This window comes from Pseudoalteromonas 'SMAR' (genome assembly GCF_048515945.1).
GTDB lineage: Bacteria > Pseudomonadota > Gammaproteobacteria > Enterobacterales > Alteromonadaceae > Pseudoalteromonas.
Map to the genome: position 1 here is coordinate 14,360 of NZ_JBLWMW010000029.1, position 18,440 is coordinate 32,799.

17 protein-coding genes and 1 other annotated feature are annotated in these 18,440 nt (G+C 44.8%); of the genes, 6 read left to right on the forward strand and 11 right to left on the reverse strand.

What is annotated here, in order from left to right:
• Nucleotides 1–500 precede the first annotated feature (500 nt).
• Nucleotides 501–618: a sequence feature (AL1L pseudoknot), on the reverse strand.
• Between the two features lie 403 nt (nt 619–1,021).
• From ACNKW2_RS12755 to ACNKW2_RS12765, 3 genes are read right to left on the reverse strand one after another with little or no spacing between them, the layout of a single operon-like run.
• The gene (locus tag ACNKW2_RS12755) at nt 1,022–1,453 is read right to left on the reverse strand and encodes an acyl-CoA thioesterase (protein ID WP_336566312.1); all 432 of its coding nucleotides are present in this window, start codon (nt 1,451–1,453) and stop codon (nt 1,022–1,024) included.
• On the reverse strand, nt 1,450–2,274 hold the full coding sequence (locus ACNKW2_RS12760) for a M23 family metallopeptidase (protein WP_419148927.1): 825 nt from the start codon (nt 2,272–2,274) through the stop codon (nt 1,450–1,452). Before ACNKW2_RS12760 ends, ACNKW2_RS12755 begins: the two co-directional genes overlap by 4 nt.
• Nucleotides 2,267–3,121, reverse strand: coding sequence for a 6-carboxytetrahydropterin synthase (locus ACNKW2_RS12765; protein WP_419148928.1), 855 nt, complete (start codon nt 3,119–3,121; stop codon nt 2,267–2,269). Before ACNKW2_RS12765 ends, ACNKW2_RS12760 begins: the two co-directional genes overlap by 8 nt.
• A 239-nt stretch (nt 3,122–3,360) precedes the next feature.
• On the opposite strand from ACNKW2_RS12765, the gene fabA reads away from it, so the two are divergent.
• Nucleotides 3,361–3,876 (forward strand): 3-hydroxyacyl-[acyl-carrier-protein] dehydratase FabA, encoded by a 516-nt coding sequence (fabA, locus tag ACNKW2_RS12770; RefSeq protein ID WP_336566308.1) that lies wholly within the window; start codon nt 3,361–3,363, stop codon nt 3,874–3,876.
• Between the two features lie 66 nt (nt 3,877–3,942).
• Here the strand turns inward: fabA and rmf are convergent, their stop codons facing one another.
• From rmf to lrp, 7 genes are all read right to left on the reverse strand, one after another.
• Nucleotides 3,943–4,113 carry a ribosome modulation factor gene (gene rmf / locus ACNKW2_RS12775; RefSeq protein WP_336566307.1) on the reverse strand — a complete coding sequence of 57 codons (171 nt, stop codon included), beginning with the start codon at nt 4,111–4,113 and terminating at the stop codon, nt 3,943–3,945.
• Between the two features lie 459 nt (nt 4,114–4,572).
• A complete protein-coding gene (gene serS, locus ACNKW2_RS12780; protein ID WP_419148929.1) occupies nt 4,573–5,868 on the reverse strand; it encodes a serine--tRNA ligase in 1,296 nt (431 codons plus the stop codon).
• A gap of 7 nt (nt 5,869–5,875) precedes the next feature.
• A complete protein-coding gene (gene crcB / locus ACNKW2_RS12785; RefSeq protein ID WP_419148930.1) occupies nt 5,876–6,256 on the reverse strand; it encodes a fluoride efflux transporter CrcB in 381 nt (126 codons plus the stop codon).
• On the reverse strand, nt 6,257–7,597 hold the full coding sequence (locus ACNKW2_RS12790; RefSeq protein WP_419148931.1) for a replication-associated recombination protein A: 1,341 nt from the start codon (nt 7,595–7,597) through the stop codon (nt 6,257–6,259).
• Complete coding sequence (gene lolA, locus ACNKW2_RS12795) at nt 7,590–8,228, reverse strand: outer membrane lipoprotein periplasmic chaperone LolA (RefSeq protein ID WP_419148932.1); 639 nt, start codon at nt 8,226–8,228, stop codon at nt 7,590–7,592. Before lolA ends, ACNKW2_RS12790 begins: the two co-directional genes overlap by 8 nt.
• Nucleotides 8,228–10,792, reverse strand: a complete 2,565-nt coding sequence (locus ACNKW2_RS12800; RefSeq protein ID WP_419148933.1) for a DNA translocase FtsK — start codon at nt 10,790–10,792, stop codon at nt 8,228–8,230. Before ACNKW2_RS12800 ends, lolA begins: the two co-directional genes overlap by 1 nt.
• Before the next feature lie 115 nt (nt 10,793–10,907).
• Complete coding sequence (gene lrp, locus ACNKW2_RS12805; RefSeq protein WP_336569250.1) at nt 10,908–11,387, reverse strand: leucine-responsive transcriptional regulator Lrp; 480 nt, start codon at nt 11,385–11,387, stop codon at nt 10,908–10,910.
• Nucleotides 11,388–11,526: 139 nt separating this feature from the next.
• Here lrp and ald point away from each other — a divergent pair, with 139 nt between their 5' ends.
• Entirely contained in the window at nt 11,527–12,648 is a 1,122-nt protein-coding gene (gene ald, locus ACNKW2_RS12810; protein ID WP_336566300.1) for an alanine dehydrogenase, read from the forward strand.
• Nucleotides 12,649–12,711: 63 nt separating this feature from the next.
• On the opposite strand, the gene ACNKW2_RS12815 is transcribed toward ald, so the two are convergent.
• Complete coding sequence (locus ACNKW2_RS12815; protein ID WP_419148934.1) at nt 12,712–13,677, reverse strand: DUF4382 domain-containing protein; 966 nt, start codon at nt 13,675–13,677, stop codon at nt 12,712–12,714.
• A 170-nt stretch (nt 13,678–13,847) separates the two neighbouring features.
• Here ACNKW2_RS12815 and ACNKW2_RS12820 point away from each other — a divergent pair, with 170 nt between their 5' ends.
• The 4 genes from ACNKW2_RS12820 to ACNKW2_RS12835 all read left to right on the forward strand — a co-directional run bounded on the left by ACNKW2_RS12820 (nt 13,848) and on the right by ACNKW2_RS12835 (nt 18,430).
• On the forward strand, nt 13,848–15,722 hold the full coding sequence (locus ACNKW2_RS12820; RefSeq protein WP_419148935.1) for a methyl-accepting chemotaxis protein: 1,875 nt from the start codon (nt 13,848–13,850) through the stop codon (nt 15,720–15,722).
• Between the two features lie 66 nt (nt 15,723–15,788).
• Entirely contained in the window at nt 15,789–16,355 is a 567-nt protein-coding gene (locus ACNKW2_RS12825) for a PilZ domain-containing protein (RefSeq protein ID WP_336566296.1), read from the forward strand.
• A gap of 141 nt (nt 16,356–16,496) precedes the next feature.
• Entirely contained in the window at nt 16,497–17,534 is a 1,038-nt protein-coding gene (locus ACNKW2_RS12830; protein WP_419148936.1) for an agmatine deiminase family protein, read from the forward strand.
• A 5-nt stretch (nt 17,535–17,539) separates the two neighbouring features.
• On the forward strand, nt 17,540–18,430 hold the full coding sequence (locus tag ACNKW2_RS12835; RefSeq protein WP_419148937.1) for a carbon-nitrogen hydrolase: 891 nt from the start codon (nt 17,540–17,542) through the stop codon (nt 18,428–18,430).
• The last annotated feature ends 10 nt before the right edge of the window (nt 18,431–18,440 follow it).

Below are 18,440 nucleotides of genomic sequence, written 5' to 3' on the forward strand. Positions count from 1 at the left end.
TTTACATTTTACATTTTACATTTTACATTTTACATTTTACATTTTACATTTTACATTTTACAGGTGAAGCGTGGTTTCAATTTTATGTCAAAAAATAACTCTAACAAATGATCTATGACTAAACCAACGTAAACAAAACCACTCCATATGTCATTGTAGGTGATATCAGCGACCTAAAGTTGATTTTGCTGCTCAGCAATGTTTTAACGATTAACTAAATCCAATATGTTATCTTGTTGCTCATCAGGTATCCTTGTCTTATGTGATTTACTCCGACAAACACCTTGAAATCCCATGACTCACACCAATCTTTCGACTATACAACGGAGGACTTGAGCGTCGTCAAGCTGTAGCTTCTACCATATTTTTCTTGCACCGTAAAATTACATATTATCCTCCCATACTTCGCGAATGAGTATCATTTACTCAGCATCACGTTTTTTGCAGTTGGTCAGTCTCTCAGGCTCTCTCCGAATCTGTTTATGAGAATAATACGTTGATGGTGCAATCGGCAATTCCTTGCAAATTAACTCGACACTATAATGTTCTCGGCAAGCATCAATATAATCAACTATTACTTTTGTTTCGGTCGAGCTCCGCTTGGGCAAAAAAGAAGCGGGTTGTCTCTGGATATCATTCGGTCGCTTGTGCTCTTTATTCTCACGTACTAATGAAGCAAGACGTTGTGCAGTTGATTGAGTGTTAGAAGATAGTTTAGACGGTTGAGCTTGAGACTTCACGACTCAAACTCTAATACCAATTCGCTTAATTAAGTGGTCAATTTGAGGCAAGAAAAAATCTGTCGATAACACCGCTCTCGCGTCCTGCTACCGCCCAGGTCCCTACATCCGTGTAGGCAAGGCGAAAATTTGCTATTTAGTTGTTCTAAATAAGAAAGTTTTAACGCAGTTAGCGTCGAATTTGCTCCCTCAAATTGAGCAAGTATTAATGCGGATTGGTATTAGCAATAGCATTCTCTCTTTGCGGTAATTAAACCCTGAATAATTTAACTGCTAAGCGATCACTTAAAGCCATTGAGCATATTTTCGCACACCACCGGCGTTGGTCTGTGGTTATCATCAACCGCAACAAAAGTGAAGCTGCCGGTAATCGCTAAATGTTTATCGTCTTTATGCATGCGCTCTAGGTAAATCGCTACATCCACTTTTAGACTGGTATTACCGACATGAACCACTTTAGAGACCAGCTCTGCAAAAGTGCCAGCTGGAATAGCTTCTTTAAAATCAACTCGGTCTGATGAAATCGTTACCAAGGGCTTACGACAAAAACGCGTGGCGGCAATAAACGCTACTTCGTCCATCCAAGCTAAGGCATCACCACCAAATAAGGTGTTGTGATGATTCGTTCGACCAGGGAACACGGTTTTAGTAACGTGTGTAATCGAGTCTTGAATTCGTTGCTCTACAATGGCTTGTATTTGTTCGTCTGTCATTTCTTTACTGCTTTATCCGCTAATGTATCAATCATAAGTAAGGCTGGGTCTAAACGCTCCCCAAACCAGTTAAAGCGCCAATCAAGATGCGGGCCGGTGACCCGCCCTGTGGCTCCAATTTCGGCAATTTTATCACCTGTGGTGACCAAGTCTCCTAATGCCACCGTAATTTTACTCAGGTGGATATAAGTGGATGTAATGCCATGGCCGTGATCGAGGATTAAAGTGCCACCGCTGTAATAAAGGTCGTTATCGGCAAACACCACTTTGCCAGATAATGGCGCTAGTACTGGCTCGCCGGTTTTATTCGCAATATCTAAACCATAATGCGGTCGTCTAGGTTCGCCATTAAAATAGCGCTGGCTGCCATATACACCCGAAATGCGACCTACTGCAGGGCGATAAACCGGTTCCTTAAAAAATAGAAAATCGGAATTGTGTTGTCGCGCTTTCGACACCGCTTGGGCTTCCGTTGTTATCCGTTGCAGCACCGCTTTAGGGGGGGAAACGTATTTTTTAGCCACCCCAGTTATTTTGTCAATGTCATATTGGCGCTTGGTGATCACTATGTCTTGGCTGATACGCTCGCCATTTTTATTTTTCCAACTTAAGGTATGGGTAAGCTTGGCATCACGGCCAAAACCAAAAACAAAATCCCCCTGCTCTGACAGCTTTAACGGCTTGTCATTAAAGTGCACAGCAGTAGCGTTTGGTAACTGGCCCATCACTAAGCCGCCTTGGGTCAAATTGCCTTTAAGCTCAAGTGCTTGAGAACAAAAAGACAGGCTAACAAGTAGCGTTGCAGCTAATGTTTTAAGCATAAGCAATGGCTCCTTTCCCCACCCCTTCATACGCTTTTACGGTCACTTTGTCGTTCGGGTGTGATAGTTTGATTTGCCCAGCCAAATACTCCGCAATGCATTCTACGGTGGTATCACATGGCAGAATATCACAACGTGACTTACTTATAGCTAACTCAAAATAACCCTGCGATGAAGTATAGGCAAAGCAATGGTCGTCTGTGTTCGCGGCTACGTATTTAAGCTGGTCTTGTGGGATCAGATCTTCTTCGCTGCCCAAATAGATATCTTGCCACTTGTCAGCCCATTGCTTTTGAAGCCGAGGCATGCTTATATCATTCAACTTAATGCCGATTAAAGAGCGGTGGCCATGAATAATTCGTTGGCAATTGCCGTCGTGTTTTTTCAAGCCATGACTATAGTGATAATAAAAACCATTGGCTTGCTCTGGTCGCAGCGTAATATCAACATCTTTCACATTGCTTGGCATCTTAGGCATGATTTGCGATTTCAGATAAGCAATCACAGTTTGGGTTGTTATTTCTGCCCCTTCAATAACACACACTGCTTGCTCAGGTGCACTCATGGCAATGTGGGTCTGTTGTTGCTGATAGTCAAAACTAAAACGACCTGCTTGGTGTTCACTTTGACAGGCCATTTCACTCGGAATAGCCAGTTTATGATCCAGCGTATCATCAATGATGTGTTTTATCTGTTTTTTTACTTTTGCAAAATCCAACACCATGGACTCATCATTTAAATCGCCATGAAGTTCAATATCAGTGATCCAGCTTTCCCCTACCGCACCACGGCGTGGACAAAGATAAGAAAAGTCAATTACGGTTAACGCGTCAACAAAAAGGATCATAGAGTACCTAACTTAGCCTGCTAAAAAACACTGCTGATTATAAAGTTTTTCACACTATAAATCGCCCCTAACTGGGACTGATTTGCATTTAATTTTGGGAAATCTTTGAATTTTAATTAATTCGACATATCTTTAGCCCATGGTTTACATTTAACCGAGCAGTTTTTAACTGTTCGGAGTTGTTTAGCGTACATCTGTACGCTAAAGTAGCGTCAATTTGCAAGCTAAGAAGAAGAGTTATGGAACCGAAGAACAGCTATACAAAAGAAGAACTTATTCAGTGTGGTCGTGGCGAAATGTTTGGTGAAGGCAATTGCCGCCTACCGAGCGACAATATGTTAATGATGGACCGCATCGTAGAAATCAATGACAACGGTGGCGAGCACGGCAAAGGCCAAATGATAGCTGAGCTCGATATTAACCCTGACCTGTGGTTCTTTGACTGTCACTTTAAAGGCGATCCCGTTATGCCAGGCTGTCTAGGTTTAGATGCTATGTGGCAGCTAGTTGGCTTCTTTTTAGGTTGGTCTGGTGGTCCAGGACTTGGTCGTGCATTAGGCGTTGGTGAAGTGAAATTCACCGGACAGATACTACCAACAGCGAAAAAGGTCACTTATCGCATCGACATGAAGCGCGTGATCAAGCGTAAACTATTTATGGGCTTAGCCGATGGTACGGTTGAGGTGGATGGTCGAGTAATTTATGAAGCGAAAGACTTAAAAGTTGGCCTATTCCAAGATACTAGTGCCTTTTAATCAATACGTTTTTCTTTATAAAACAACAAAGCCCCTAACTGGGGCTTTGCTCTCCTAAATTCGCTATTATGTTTTAAAAACGTTGCGATTATCCATGGCTTCTCGCCATCCGCCTAACCATTCTGATCTGTGTTCTAACTGTTGATAGGGACAATTTTCTTTTGACCGTCCGGCTAATCCTGCCTTAAAACCTTGTGAATGTGCTCTTTCTAAACGGTCTCTCTTCTGTCTCTTCATAGGTAATATCCTCACCTTTTTCTCGATCAGCATTAGTGTAACTAACACGTTGGATTCACTGAGCGAGCCTGAACATGTGCGTCAGCCATTCGCCCTTGCGTCGTTTACTTCGGTTTATTGAGAAAAGTTAAACACCAGCGGTAATTGCACTTAACGTGTACCCGCTTTCCTATGAGATTTGGCCAAACCCATACCTTCAATAAATCACATCTCCTTGAGTCATGCAACGATCAAAAATGTAATTCTTAAATGCAAAGAATCCCAGAACAAAATTTATTTAATGTATTGGCTATAAGTAGAATAACTGATTTGAGTTTGAACTAAGAAGTGTATTGAAACGAGTTTAGAGGCTGTAAAAAAACATTCATCATTTAGTCATAAAAAGAGGCTGGATTAATCCAACCTCTTTTCAATAACTTGCATTTTATTGTGCTGACAAAGGCGAAAACAGCAAAGCAATTAGCTTGCTTTGATTGTCTCGATACCACCCATATACGGTTTTAATGCGTCAGGCACAACAATTGAACCATCTTGTTGCTGATAGTTCTCTAAAATGGCCACCAATGTTCTGCCAACAGCAAGACCTGAGCCATTTAATGTGTGTAATAACTCGGGCTTTTTCTCGCCAGCACGGCGGAATCGAGCTTGCATACGGCGTGCTTGGAAATCCCACATGTTAGAGCAAGAAGAGATTTCGCGGTAGGTGTTCTGCGCCGGTAGCCACACTTCAAGATCGTAGGTTTTGGTTGCGCCAAAACCCATATCGCCGGTACACAGAACGACTTTGCGATACGGTAAATCCAATGCTTGTAAGATCTGCTCAGCATGTCCTGTCAGCTCGTCAAGCGCCGCCATTGAATCTTCTGGCTTTACTAACTGCACAAGCTCAACTTTATCAAATTGGTGCTGACGGATTAAACCACGGGTGTCGCGACCGTAGCTGCCGGCCTCACTTCTAAAACAAGGAGTGTGAGCGGTCATTTTTAATGGCAGTTCTTTTTCATCAAAGATCATGTCGCGTGCACAGTTAGTCAGCGGCACTTCAGCAGTTGGGATTAAGCTAAAGCCATCTTGGTCTTCTGACAACGCCTCAGTATGAAAAAGATCTTCAGCAAACTTGGGTAATTGCCCGGTGCCATACAAGCTGGCTTTGTTGACCAAATAAGGCACATACATTTCGGTGTAGCCGTTTTTCTCAGTGTGGGTGTCTAACATAAACTGCACCAACGCACGGTGCATTCTAGCTATACCACCGCGCATTACGGTAAAGCGCGAGCCGCTTAATTTCACCCCAGTTTCAAAATCCAGACCTTTGTCTAAGGCCTCGCCAAGATCAACATGATCTTTGACTTCAAAATCAAACTGCTTGGGTTCGCCCCAAGTGCTAACTTCAACATTTTGCGCTTCGTCTTCCCCTTCAGGTACGTCTTCAGCCGGTAAGTTAGGTAAAGTCAACGCATAGTCATTCAATTCAGCAAGCACCTTGTCTTGCTCTTCTTTTGCCGCACTCAATTGGTCGCCTAGGTTCGCAACGGCATCCAATAAAGGCTGAACGTCTTCACCCTTGGCTTTCGCTTGGCCAATCGCTTTCGACGAGCTGTTGCGCTCACTTTGCAGTTCCTGAGTTCTTGTTTGTAGCGCTTTGCGCTTTTCTTCTAATTCAGTGATCTTAGCAACATCGAGTTCAAAGCCACGCTTTTTAAGGCGTGCTGCAGCTTCTTCGATGTCTTGACGAAAAAATTTAGAATCTAACATTGTTTAATTAACCTTTTTGCATGATGAGGCAGAGACCAACCCAGGCCATAAAGATACACGTCACCACATTGAGTGTGACGTTAAACGCCATTTTCATATAATGCCCTTGTTGCAACAACAACAAAGAATCCATTGAGAATGTCGAAAAAGTGGTCAGCGCACCTAAAAAGCCAATACCAACAAGGGTTTTGGCCGGTGTCACTGCAATTATTTCTTTTTCAATTAAACCGTAAAGCACACCCATCAATAATGAACCCAGAATATTAACGATCAACGTGCCAAAAGGGAATCCCTTACCTAAGAGTTTTATCGCCATATCGCTGATAAAGTAACGTAACATGGCGCCAATGGCACCTCCTAAGGCCACACTGAGGTAATTTATCACCATTCAGTCATACCTCTTGTGCTTGCTTTGCTGATTAAGGGTGGCTAAATAATTTAACTTTTCGCCAAGCTGCTTTTCTAAACCACGATCACTTGGGAAATAGTACTGTCTTTGCTTAATTTGCTCGGGAAAATAATTTTCACCGGCGGCAAACGCACCGGCTTCATTATGAGCGTAACGATAACCGTCGCCATAACCTAATTCTTTCATTAATTTGGTTGGTGCATTGCGTAAATGTTCAGGTACTGGGTAATTGGGGTCTTCCATGGCGTCTTTTTTAGCCTGATTAAAGGCCATGTACACGGCATTACTTTTTGCCGCACTGGCTAAGTAAATCGTTGCCTGAGCAATGGCACGTTCGCCCTCACTTGGACCCACCCGTTGGTAAATATCCCACGCATTTAACGCCACTTGCATAGCCCGAGGATCGGCATTACCAATGTCTTCTGTGGCAATGGCCAGTAACCTCCTAGCCACATACAGCGGGTCGCCACCGCCGGCAATTATTTTACAATACCAATACAAGGCGGCATTCGGGTCACTACCACGCACCGATTTATGAAATGCAGAGATCAAGTCATAAAATAAATCGCCCTTATTGTCATAACTGGCAAGCTGGCTGGGCAACACTTGTTGCAATACTTGCTCATTTATAACGTGGCGGTTGCTGTCAGCGTCAACGCTTAAATCCACAGCCTGCTCTAGTAAGTTTAACGACTTTCTGGCATCGCCATCGGCCGCTTTTGCCAACAAGCTAATGGCTTCTGTGGAGATTTCAATGGCCAATTCGCTGAGCTGCTTGTCTCGTTTTAGGGCATCCCTTAACACCAACTCAAGCTCATGCTGCTGTAACGGTTTAAGGGTATAAACCCGTGTGCGAGATAAAATGGCGTTATTCAGTGCAAACGAGGGGTTCTCTGTTGTTGCACCAATAAAAATAAATGTTCCGTCTTCAATGTGAGGTAAAAATGCGTCTTGTTGTGACTTATTAAAGCGATGCACTTCATCGACAAACAACAAAGTGCGCCTTTGCTGTTGTGCAAGCCTATTCTTGGCACCTAACACCGCTTCACGCACTTCTTTAATGCCAGCACTGACTGCCGAGAGCTTAATCAGCTCAGCATCGCCATAATGGGCAATAAGCTCAGCAAGGGTGGTTTTGCCAACGCCTGGTGGGCCCCACACAATCAAGCTGTGACAACGACCGCTTGCAATGGCACGGTAAAGCACTGAATCTGGAGCCAGTATGTGGCTTTGGCCGATGTAGTGCTGTAATGAGGTTGGCCGCATTCTTGCGGCCAACGGTCTAACATCTGGTGAAAAATCAAACCCCAAACTAGTCACTGTTACGCTGGTCGTCTACGACCACTCCATCCGGTACAGTAAACTCAAACACACTGTCTTCGACGGGCAGGTTGACTTTGCTGTTATGGAACTCAAAAGTCGACACCTGACCAGAAATATCGTGCACTTGCAGTTGCGATAATCCTTGGTTATTTGCTGCGAATTCTAAAGTGAGTAATTCCACTTGAGAATCCACTTTATTTTTCGGGGCAATGAGGTATTTACCGTCTTTTTGTTCGACCTCATACTTTTGCCACTGCGCCGCAGCTTGGGTCGTCAGTAACACAAATGGCGTAGTATCAATTAGCTTAACGGTATCGAGTAGCGTCACCTGCTCGGCAAATGAATCGTAATAATACGTGGTATCACCACTGGCAATAAACAAGGTTTCATCCGGCATAGATTGTTGCCAACGGATTTTTAACGGTTGCGCTAACGTGATATTGCCCTCGCCACGTTGTAGCTCATTGCCTTGTTGATCCATTACTTGTTGCGAGAATTGCCCTTGGAAAGTTTCTAGGCCTGCTAGCTTGCCTTTTAATTGTTGCAAATCTTCCGGGCTTGCTGCGCTTGGCGCAGCGACCGAGCCAAACAACATGGCTAAAACAGAATACGTAATCAATTTCTTCATTAGTTGGCTCCACCTTTAACTAATACTTCTCGTGCGCCATTATGACCAGGAGCACTCACCACTCCTGACATTTCCATTTGTTCCACCAGTCGTGCTGCACGGTTGTAGCCCACTCGGAGCTTACGTTGCACACTGGATACCGACACCTTGCCAGATTCGATAACAAATGCCACCGCCTCATCATAAAGCGGATCGGACTCATCATCGCCTCCCTCCGAGGCTTCACCTGGCAACAAAATATCTTCTGTGGCCTCACCACAGAGAATTTCTTCTATGTAGTTTGGCTTGCCTCTGGCTTTCCAGTCGCTCACCACAGCGTGAACCTCATGGTCATCAACAAATGCACCGTGAACCCGCACTGGTACACTGGTGCCGGGTGGTAGATAAAGCATGTCACCCATACCTAATAGGTTTTCCGCGCCTTGTTGGTCTAAAATAGTTCGCGAGTCAATTTTGCTCGATACTTGGAACGCCATGCGGGTTGGAATATTGGCTTTAATCAGACCGGTGATCACATCCACCGAGGGTCTTTGTGTAGCCAGCACCAAATGAATGCCGGCTGCCCTCGCCTTCTGTGCGATCCGAGCAATCAGCTCTTCTACCTTTTTACCAACAATCATCATCATGTCAGCAAATTCGTCAATCACCACCACAATACTTGGCAATTTATCCAACTCTTGCGGTTCTTCCGCCATGCCATCGGTGTCTTTAAATAGCGGATCTAAAATTGGATGACCAGCTTCTTTGGCTTCCTTAATTTTTTGGTTATACCCTTTTAGGTTTCGCACTCCCAGTGCTGACATCAGTTTGTATCGCCGCTCCATTTCACCAACACACCAACGTAAGGCGTTGGCAGCTTCTTTCATGTCGGTGACCACTTCACAAAGTAAATGCGGGATCCCCTCGTATACCGATAGCTCCAGCATCTTAGGGTCAATCATGATCATTCGTACGTCCTCAGGGGGCGACTTGTAAAGTAAGCTTAATATCATCACATTAACGCCCACTGACTTACCTGAACCTGTGGTACCGGCCACCAGCAGGTGCGGCATTTTGGCCAAATCAGCCACCACCGCTTGGCCGGCGATATCTTTACCGAGTACCATGGTCAGCGGCGATGGGTTTTGCTCAAATTTAGGCGCATTCATGACTTCTGACAAACGCACAATCTCACGATGTTTATTCGGTAGTTCGAGACCAACATAGGTCTTACCAGGGATCACCTCTACCACTCGCACACTCACCGCGGATAACGACCGTGCCAAGTCTTTTGACAATCCCGTTATCTTCGCCACCTTAATGCCTGGTGCTAGGTCGAGTTCAAAACGGGTAACCACGGGACCGGGATAGACCCCGACGACCTTTGCTTGAACATTAAAATCCAACAATTTGGTTTCAACCAAGCGCGATACTTGCTCCAGCTCTTCTTCTGATATCGGATTTTTTGCTTTATCAGGACGGTCCAGCAAGTCCAAAGAAGGCAATGGATCGCTGGGCGGTTTGGCCTCTAACATGGCCTCAAATTGCTCTTTAGCACTGGGCGGTGGCTGATAACCTGCTTTGGGCTTCTCTTCACCTTTGGCTTTTAATGGTCTTGCCGGTGATACCACTTTGGTCTCGTGCACTGGTGCTTCATCTAACGCATTCAGTGCCGCAACGGTATCCAGAGGTTCATCATCAATGGCAGAAAAATTAATTTCTTGTTCTAGAATGTCATCCAGTTCATCAAATGGCGTTGCGGCTTGCTCAGTGTGCTCTGCACTTGTGGCAACTTCATGCTGTGAAGAGGGCTGCTCTTTTTTGAACAGCTTATCTTTAAGCTTACTGATGTTTGCTTTTTTCTCAGCCGACTGCGCGTCGTCTTCTGCAGCTAGAGGCTGCTGCGGCAGGTTCAGTTCAGGCTCCATTTCTACTGACTCAGAAACTGCTGGTTCAGCTGTAGCATGTGTTTGTATGCTGGCCTCGTCTTGTTGCTCTTTAACGGCAGAGAACTTGGCTATAAGCCATTTAACCCCAGCGACCACCTTTTCACCAAGGTAATCAACAAATTCAACCCAAGAAACACCGGTTAGCAGGGTTAAACCTGCAAAAAAGAAGCACAGTAATAAAATGGAAGTACCAGTGAAGTTAAAGGCAGGCATCATCGCGCTTGCCACAACACTACCGACAACTCCACCAGAGGCAAAGTTATAAATATCATCGAAATTAATATCACTAATGGCGCTGGCCGAGGTGATAAATAACGTCGCGCCAATTAACCTAAGGCCTAAGGTGGTGTAATCAAGTTGCAATAGTTTGTGTGGCTTTTTAAATAGTAAATACCCTAAAAACTGCAAAGCAGCCGGGATTAAAAAAGCTAACCAACCAAAACTTAACAATAATATATCAGCCAGCCAGGCCCCTGCAGCGCCGGTTATATTGTTGACTTTTACGTATTCACCCGATTGCGTCCAAGCAGGATCCGCAGGGTCGAAACTTATCAACGCACACAACATAAATATAGCCGCCGCCGTGCTTACAATCAGACCTGTTTCTAATAGCCGTTGCACACCATTCAAGCGCATTGTAATTAAACCTTTTATCCGTTTTTTATTTGAGCTAGTTTTGCCCAAAACCTCAGCAAATTAGTGATTTGCGTTCGTTTTGCTGTATATAACTACAACCTTACCAAGAAATCCCTCAAGGTGCACAAGGTTTTATTACCTCGCCCTCTTCGCCCTTCACTTCTTCCATAACCACAAAGGTACGACTTTCACTAATATTGGGGAGTTTTAATAGGATGTCGCCTAGCACAGCACGGTATTCAGACATATCGGTTACCCGCGCTGTGAGTAAATAGTCAAAATTACCTGAGACCAAGTGACACTCGATGATTTCATCGTGTTGCTTTACTGCTTGGTTGAATTTATCAAACACATCGGGAGAATTTTTGTTCACCGTCACTTCCACAAACACCAAAAGTCCTTGGCCCAGTTTAGCAGGATCGACTACCGCTTTATAACCGCGAATAAAACCTTCGCGTTCGAGCTTTTTAACCCGCTCAAGGCAAGGCGTGGCGCTTAACCCAATGCGTTTTGCTAATTCAACATTGGAAATTCGACCATCTTTTTGCAGTTCGACTAAAATCTTTCTATCTATTCTGTCTAATTGTTGGTGCATAAGCCAGTTTAACATTCTAAATTTATTCTTATTTTAGTTTATTACACTGGCTTATACCAGCAAAACAGTGAGACACACTGGCTAGTGGCAAATATAATAGTCAAAAATTTTATCCCGTTCTTAAATTGAGGCGAATATTATGATTATTGGTGTACCTAAAGAAATTAAAAACCATGAATACCGTGTAGGTATGGTACCTGCAAGCGTTCGTGAACTAATTAATCACGGCCACGAAGTCGTGGTAGAAACAAATGCGGGTATTGGCATTGGTTTTACCGATGAAGATTACATCCAAGTTGGTGCTAAGGTACTAGACACAGCGGCAGACGTATTCGCAACTGCGGAAATGATCGTTAAAGTAAAAGAGCCTCAAGCAGTTGAACGTGCTATGTTACGTGAAGGTCAGATCCTATTCACTTACCTTCACCTTGCACCGGATTTACCACAAACTGATGACCTAGTAAAAAGCGGCGCAATTGCCATTGCCTATGAAACCGTAACGGATGCTCGTGGCGGTCTTCCTCTACTTGCGCCTATGTCTGAAGTTGCTGGCCGTATGTCTATTCAAGCAGGCGCTCAAGCACTTGAAAAGTCACGTCATGGTCGTGGCATGCTATTAGGCGGTGTGCCTGGTGTTGAGCCAGCTAAAGTAGTCGTTATTGGTGGCGGCATGGTTGGTCGTAACGCAGCGCAAATGGCAGTAGGCCTAGGCGCAGACGTGACGATTCTTGACCGTAACGTTGACGTTCTACGTTCACTTAACGCGCAATTTGGTAGCCAAGCAAAAGTAATTTACTCAACTGCTGATGCCCTTGAAAAGCACGTGTTAGAAGCCGATCTTGTTATTGGTGGCGTACTCATCCCTGGTGCTGCAGCGCCTAAGCTGGTTACCGCTGAACACATCGCAGCAATGAAACCGGGTGCAGCGATTGTTGACGTTGCTATCGACCAAGGTGGTTGTATTGCCACTTCAAAAGCAACAACTCATGACGAACCAACTTACATTGTTGATGAAGTGGTTCACTACTGTGTTGCTAACATGCCAGGTGCCGTACCACGTACGTCTACGTTCGCATTAAATAACGCTACACTACCTTACATCATCAAGCTGGCTAACTTAGGCTATAAAGAAGCATTGCTTTCTGACAAGCACTTCATGGATGGTCTAAACGTATTGAAAGGCCAAATCACGTGTAAAGAAGTGGCAGAAGGTTTTGATATGGAGTTCGTAGACCCACGCGTAGCATTAGAAAACGCGTAAGCTCGCAGAATAACCATTAAAAAAGGGGCGTTATCGCCCCTTTTTAGTTGTTAAGCACTGCCTTTATTCAGCTGTAACGGTAAAACTAACCGTTAAGTCCTGCTCAACAGTAATGTCTTGTTGCTGGTAAAGACTGAAATTCTCGTCCTCACTTTCAGCATCATCAATATGACCAAGACACGAGTAAGCTAATTTATACTCTCCAGTCGCGATGAAAGCCAACTCATAGTTGTTGTCACTATCAACCATCGCTGTTGCCAGTGGTGAATTGCTTTGCTCACTAATATCTCCTGGCTCTGCCACCGAAGCATTGTAAAGATACACGACATGCTTAAATTCTCCTTGCTCTGGCGCCAAGTCAGAATTGTCAGCTATACAAGCTTCTTGCAACTCTGTAGTCACGGTACCAGATACATCAAAGGTAGAAATTACGTTTTCTAGTCGTACCGCTGTTGGTTTTAAATAGACCGTATTACTATTACCACGCTTTAATAGTGCTTTGTTAAGGTCGAACTCTAGCACCAACTCATTGGCGCCCTCATTCAGGCTAAAGTCATTGAGCTGAATTTCGCCTACACCATCGTTTGCTTTTCGAGTCACCGCTAATGGAGCTTGACTGCCATCATTAAAACGAACACTGGAGGTTAAATCAAAGTTTGACCCAGCTTCACCATTGACAATGTCTGCACGGATCCACTCATAATCTCCTGGGTTTATCTGTTGTTCGTCAATTAACTGATAAATAGCATCGCCAGTATAATCCAATAAGTTTACCTTGATCGGATTACCTTGTTCATCAAGGATATCAAACACCACGTCTTCATTATTGGCAGAGCGAAATGTTAGCTGCTCAATCACCAAATTCACTTCGGCTAAGTTGTTCACAGGGGCATCTGAAATGCCAACACTGACCGTGGTCTCAGGGGCAGTAACAGGGGTTTCTGAATTGTTGCTATCATTATTACTAGAGCCACCACACGCTGACAATAATATTGCAGCAGCTAAGGTGGTAAGGGTAAATTTTTTCATACAGGGTTCTCCGTTACTATTTAATATTAACAATAAAACAACCCGCATGAATAGATTATTAATCTGGTAGCAATAATGATGCACTTCATCACTTAACTGTAGAAATTACCACGGCATTTGGCATTTTGCAGTGAAATGGCATAAGTTAAGAGTATGTAATTTATTGGAGTATGGCCGTGAAGTTTAAACACAAAGTCGTTTCCGTGTCGGCGCTAGTACTGTTAATCGCCCTTTTTATTCTGTCAATCATTCAATACTATTCCGTGCAATCGGCGATTAAGACACAAGCTGAGCAAAGCGTTGATGAGATCATTCAAGGGATCAGTAATACCGTTGCCGCACAAATGAATGGCGCTACCGATTTAGCCGCCTTGGCAACCAATTTAGTCGCCGATACCGATACTCTCGACCAAGCCTTCCCTATTTTATCGCAGCCAAAACTCACCGAGTCGTTTATTTTGATTGGTTATGGCGAGCAAAACAGTGGCAAGTACGTTGCTAGTGATCCAAGCTGGAACCCAGGTCCTGATTGGGACCCGCGAAAACGGCCTTGGTATATCGATGCCAAAGCCGCCAATGAAATGATCATCACCGCCCCCTATGCCGACGCCGTCAGTAAAGAGATCCTGGTTTCTATTGGTGCCCCGGTGAAAAAGCAAGGGCAATTTCATGGCGCCATATTCTACGATGTTAGCCTCGCTAAACTTGGCAAAATGATTAACTCATTTAACCTCTTCGATGCCGGTTATGCTTTTATGCTGACCGCAGACGGTACCGTAATATCTCACCCTAACCTCGCGCTAAATGGTGGCAATGCTTCAGAGTTTTTAGGCAATATCCCAATTAAAGAGCAACTACAATACGTTGAACTCGATGGCCAACAGCAAATGGTCTTATTTAAAGAGGTAGAGGGACTTGATTGGTACCTGGGGATTGCCTTAAAACAAGATATTGTGTTCGCAGCATTGTCTGACTTACAGCTGGATGCCATGATTTTTGCTGTGATTGCCGTGATCCTAGCGATTGCCATTCTGTCTATTTTCATCAGTATATTGCTCAGACCACTGGATGAGATCAATGGCGCTATGGCCGCTATTGCCAAAGGCAATGCGGACCTCACAGTGCGCCTGAATACCGGCCATGACCCTGAGTTTTCTCAGCTCGCCACAAACTTCAATGCCTTTACTGCAAGTTTGCAAGGACTGATCGCCAATATACAAGGTTTAGGACACGAGGTGCTCGAGGATGCAGAGCAAACCTCTAGCGTTGCCAACCAAGCAAAACTCTCGATTCAAGAGCAGTTAAATAGCATTAAAGATTTGGACGAGGCCACGACTCATATGTCCAGTACCGAGCAACAAGTAGCGCATTCGGCGCAAGAAGCCGCAGAAGCCATCAAGTCGACAGATAAAGTGGCCATGCAAGGTGAGCAAATCGTCAGTCAAACTACCGCGACCATCGCCTCTTTATCGGAACAAATTAGTTCTGCTATGACGGTTGTGACGGAGTTAGAGAGCTCCTCCACCGCCATTGAACAAATTTTATCTGTTATTAATGGTATTGCCGAACAAACTAACTTACTTGCGCTTAATGCCGCCATTGAAGCGGCTCGAGCCGGAGAGTCAGGCCGTGGCTTTGCCGTGGTGGCCGATGAAGTTCGCTCTTTGGCGCAACGAACCCAAGAAGCCACCACCGAAATTAAAACCATGATCAACCAATTACAGTCGGGATCTGAAAATGCCGTGGTGGTCATGAAGCAAAGTCAGGATTACGTAGAAGAAACGGTCACTAAGGCGGATCAAACCAAGGCTGCGCTTGAAGATATGCGCAGTGCCATCCGCCACATTGTTGAACTGAATTCACGAATTGCCAATATGCTTCATGAGCAAAGTGATATTGTTAGCAACGTAAATAATAGCTCCTCTGCAATCAGGCAAATATCCGAGTCGGTATTCAGTGAAGCCAAGCAAGTTGATAGCACCATGCAATCACAGGTAAAGAAAATAACCAGTCAAGAGCAGCTGTTAGAGCAATTCAAAGTTTGATTCAAGGTGAACTTAGCCGTTACTATAAGGCACTGAGGTAATTGGGCTTGGTGCCAAGAGATTAACATGACAACAAATTTGCAAGAATTATTTACGCAGTACTTTCAAATAGACGAGCAGGTACAAATCAACCTGTATCCAGTTGATGACAACATGGTGCCGCAGAACGAGAACCAACTTGAAGCGGCCATTCCCCCGCTATTTAAGCTGGCTAACGAAATCAATGAACTCGACTTAAAAGCACTTAGGCCCCTGCGTAATCTCGGTGATGTCGCCTCTGAACTGGCAAGCTATTTAGAAGCCCAGTCGCGTAAAGTCGACTTGATAATCAGCCATATTCTTGCCACTGAAGAGCCCGAGGACGATAGCTTATCCTGTGATAGTTATGGTGGTGGGGGGTTAACGGCCACATTAGATGAAGAATTTGCCATCGGTCAGTCTTTTCGCACAAAAATATTTTTACGTAATGAAGCCAGTGCAATCTATTGTTATTCACAGGTCATCGACAAACAAGATAGCCTTTACACTCTAGCGTTCACGGCTATTCGGGCATCGGATCAAGAACTGCTGGTTAGAGCCAGTCTACACGCCCAAACTCGGCAGCTGAAGTTAAAGCAGAAAAGCCAGGATTAATGCTCCTTTTACAACGGCATTTAAGCGAATGAGCCCAGCTGCTCACCTAGCAGCCAATGGCGATGAATTTCTCACAAAATATACTGACACACCAATGGTTAATGATAAACTATAGGCTTATTGTTATATGGCGATAGCTTAATGCGTTTTACTTTACTACCTGAATGGGCACCGCAAGATGCGATAATGCTTACTTGGCCCCACAAAGACACCGACTGGTGCGATAACCTAGCTACTGTAGAGCCTGTGTATGTGACCTTGTGTCAACACATTACTCAAGTGCAACAACTTGTGATAGTTGCCCACGATGCGGCGCTGAAACAGCATATCATCACCCTACTTGAGCATGCTGAAGTGGAGTTAGCCCGATGTCATATTGTTATTGCGCCTTGTAATGACACTTGGGCTCGCGATCATGGGCCACTGTCCACGATGTCAGAGTCTGGTGAGTTAGCAATAAAAGACTTCACCTTCAATGGCTGGGGTAATAAATTTGCTGCGGCGAAAGACAACGCCATTAATCAAGTCCTCGCTGAGCAAGTCATGTCACATCAATGCCATTATCAACGGGTCGACATGGTCCTAGAAGGCGGTGCCATAGAAATTAACGAAGCTGGGGTGTTACTGACCACCTCTGAGTGCTTATTGAACCCCAACCGTAACCCCCATTTGAGTAAAGCTGAGCTAGAGGCTCGTTTAACTGAAGAGCTCGGTGCAACATCTTTCTTATGGCTCGACCATGGCTATTTGTCAGGAGATGACACCGACAGTCACATTGACACCTTAGTCCGGTTTGCACCCGATAATACCCTTGTCTATGTCCAGTGTAACGACAAAACAGATGATCACTATGAAGCCCTTAAGCAGATGGAACAACAGCTCAAACGCTTTACCACTGCAACAGGTGAGCCGTACCGCTTAGTGCCGCTGCCTTGGCCCAGTGCAAAAAAGGATGACCAAGGAGTTAGGCTGCCTGCGACCTATGCAAATTACTTAATTCTTAACAGTACTGTGTTGGTTCCTATTTATGGTGATGAACACGATCAACGTGCACTAGCGCAAGTGGCTGCAGCCTACCCTGATCGCACCATTATAGGGATTGACTGCTTGCCTATTATTCATCAGTTTGGCAGTTTGCACTGTATTACTATGCAACTGCCAAAAGGCTTTTTAAGGTAAACTCCATGGCATCAAAAAATATCAAAGTTGGCATTGTGCAACACAGCAATTGTGAAGACTTAGCTGCCAATTTCGCTAAAACCTGTGAAGAAATTCGAGCTGCTGCGGCGCAAGGTGCACAGCTCATTGTGTTGCAAGAACTTCATCGCAGCCTCTACTTTTGTCAAACTGAAGACACTGAATTGTTCGATTTGGCTGAAACCATCCCAGGGCCAAGTACTGATAGTCTCGGAGCATTAGCCAAAGAATTGCAGGTTGTTATTGTGGCATCATTGTTTGAAAAGCGCGCCACGGGGCTCTATCACAATACCGCGGTAGTACTTGAAAGTGACGGCAGCATCGCCGGAAAATACCGCAAAATGCACATTCCTGATGATCCGGGTTTTTATGAGAAATTTTACTTTACTCCCGGTGACATGGGCTTCACGCCTATTCAAACGTCTGTCGGCAAACTCGGGGTATTAGTGTGTTGGGATCAATGGTTTCCAGAGGGCGCACGATTAATGGCCATGGCCGGAGCCGAGTTTTTAATCTACCCCACCGCCATTGGCTGGGATCCGCGCGATGACCAAGCCGAACAGCTACGCCAACGCGATGCTTGGATCATCTCACAGCGCGCCCACGCAGTGGCCAATGGGGTTCCGGTTATCAGTGTAAACCGTGTTGGTCATGAGACTGACCCCAGTGGCCAAAGCGAGGGCATTCAATTTTGGGGCAATTCATTTGTAGCCGGTCCACAAGGAGAAATGTTGTTGCACGCCTCCGAGCAAGAACAACAAACGGCTGTGGTTGATGTTGATTTAGCTCGCAGTGAATCGGTTCGACGTATTTGGCCGTACTTAAGAGACCGCAGAATCGATCATTATCAAGATCTGTGTAAAATCTATCGCGATTAATTTAATAGGA

Bases quoted from the DNA above. Each gene is read 5' to 3' on its own strand.
- ACNKW2_RS12755 (WP_336566312.1), bottom strand. From the start codon at position 1,453: ATGACAGACGAACAAATACAAGCCATTGTAGAGCAACGAATTCAAGAC.
- ACNKW2_RS12760 (WP_419148927.1), bottom strand. From the start codon at position 2,274: ATGCTTAAAACATTAGCTGCAACGCTACTTGTTAGCCTGTCTTTTTGT.
- ACNKW2_RS12765 (WP_419148928.1), bottom strand. From the start codon at position 3,121: ATGATCCTTTTTGTTGACGCGTTAACCGTAATTGACTTTTCTTATCTT.
- fabA (WP_336566308.1), top strand. From the start codon at position 3,361: ATGGAACCGAAGAACAGCTATACAAAAGAAGAACTTATTCAGTGTGGT.
- rmf (WP_336566307.1), bottom strand. From the start codon at position 4,113: ATGAAGAGACAGAAGAGAGACCGTTTAGAAAGAGCACATTCACAAGGT.
- serS (WP_419148929.1), bottom strand. From the start codon at position 5,868: ATGTTAGATTCTAAATTTTTTCGTCAAGACATCGAAGAAGCTGCAGCA.
- crcB (WP_419148930.1), bottom strand. From the start codon at position 6,256: ATGGTGATAAATTACCTCAGTGTGGCCTTAGGAGGTGCCATTGGCGCC.
- lolA (WP_419148932.1), bottom strand. From the start codon at position 8,228: ATGAAGAAATTGATTACGTATTCTGTTTTAGCCATGTTGTTTGGCTCG.
- ACNKW2_RS12800 (WP_419148933.1), bottom strand. From the start codon at position 10,792: ATGCGCTTGAATGGTGTGCAACGGCTATTAGAAACAGGTCTGATTGTA.
- lrp (WP_336569250.1), bottom strand. From the start codon at position 11,387: ATGCACCAACAATTAGACAGAATAGATAGAAAGATTTTAGTCGAACTG.
- ald (WP_336566300.1), top strand. From the start codon at position 11,527: ATGATTATTGGTGTACCTAAAGAAATTAAAAACCATGAATACCGTGTA.
- ACNKW2_RS12815 (WP_419148934.1), bottom strand. From the start codon at position 13,677: ATGAAAAAATTTACCCTTACCACCTTAGCTGCTGCAATATTATTGTCA.
- ACNKW2_RS12820 (WP_419148935.1), top strand. From the start codon at position 13,848: ATGGCCGTGAAGTTTAAACACAAAGTCGTTTCCGTGTCGGCGCTAGTA.
- ACNKW2_RS12825 (WP_336566296.1), top strand. From the start codon at position 15,789: ATGACAACAAATTTGCAAGAATTATTTACGCAGTACTTTCAAATAGAC.
- ACNKW2_RS12830 (WP_419148936.1), top strand. From the start codon at position 16,497: ATGCGTTTTACTTTACTACCTGAATGGGCACCGCAAGATGCGATAATG.
- ACNKW2_RS12835 (WP_419148937.1), top strand. From the start codon at position 17,540: ATGGCATCAAAAAATATCAAAGTTGGCATTGTGCAACACAGCAATTGT.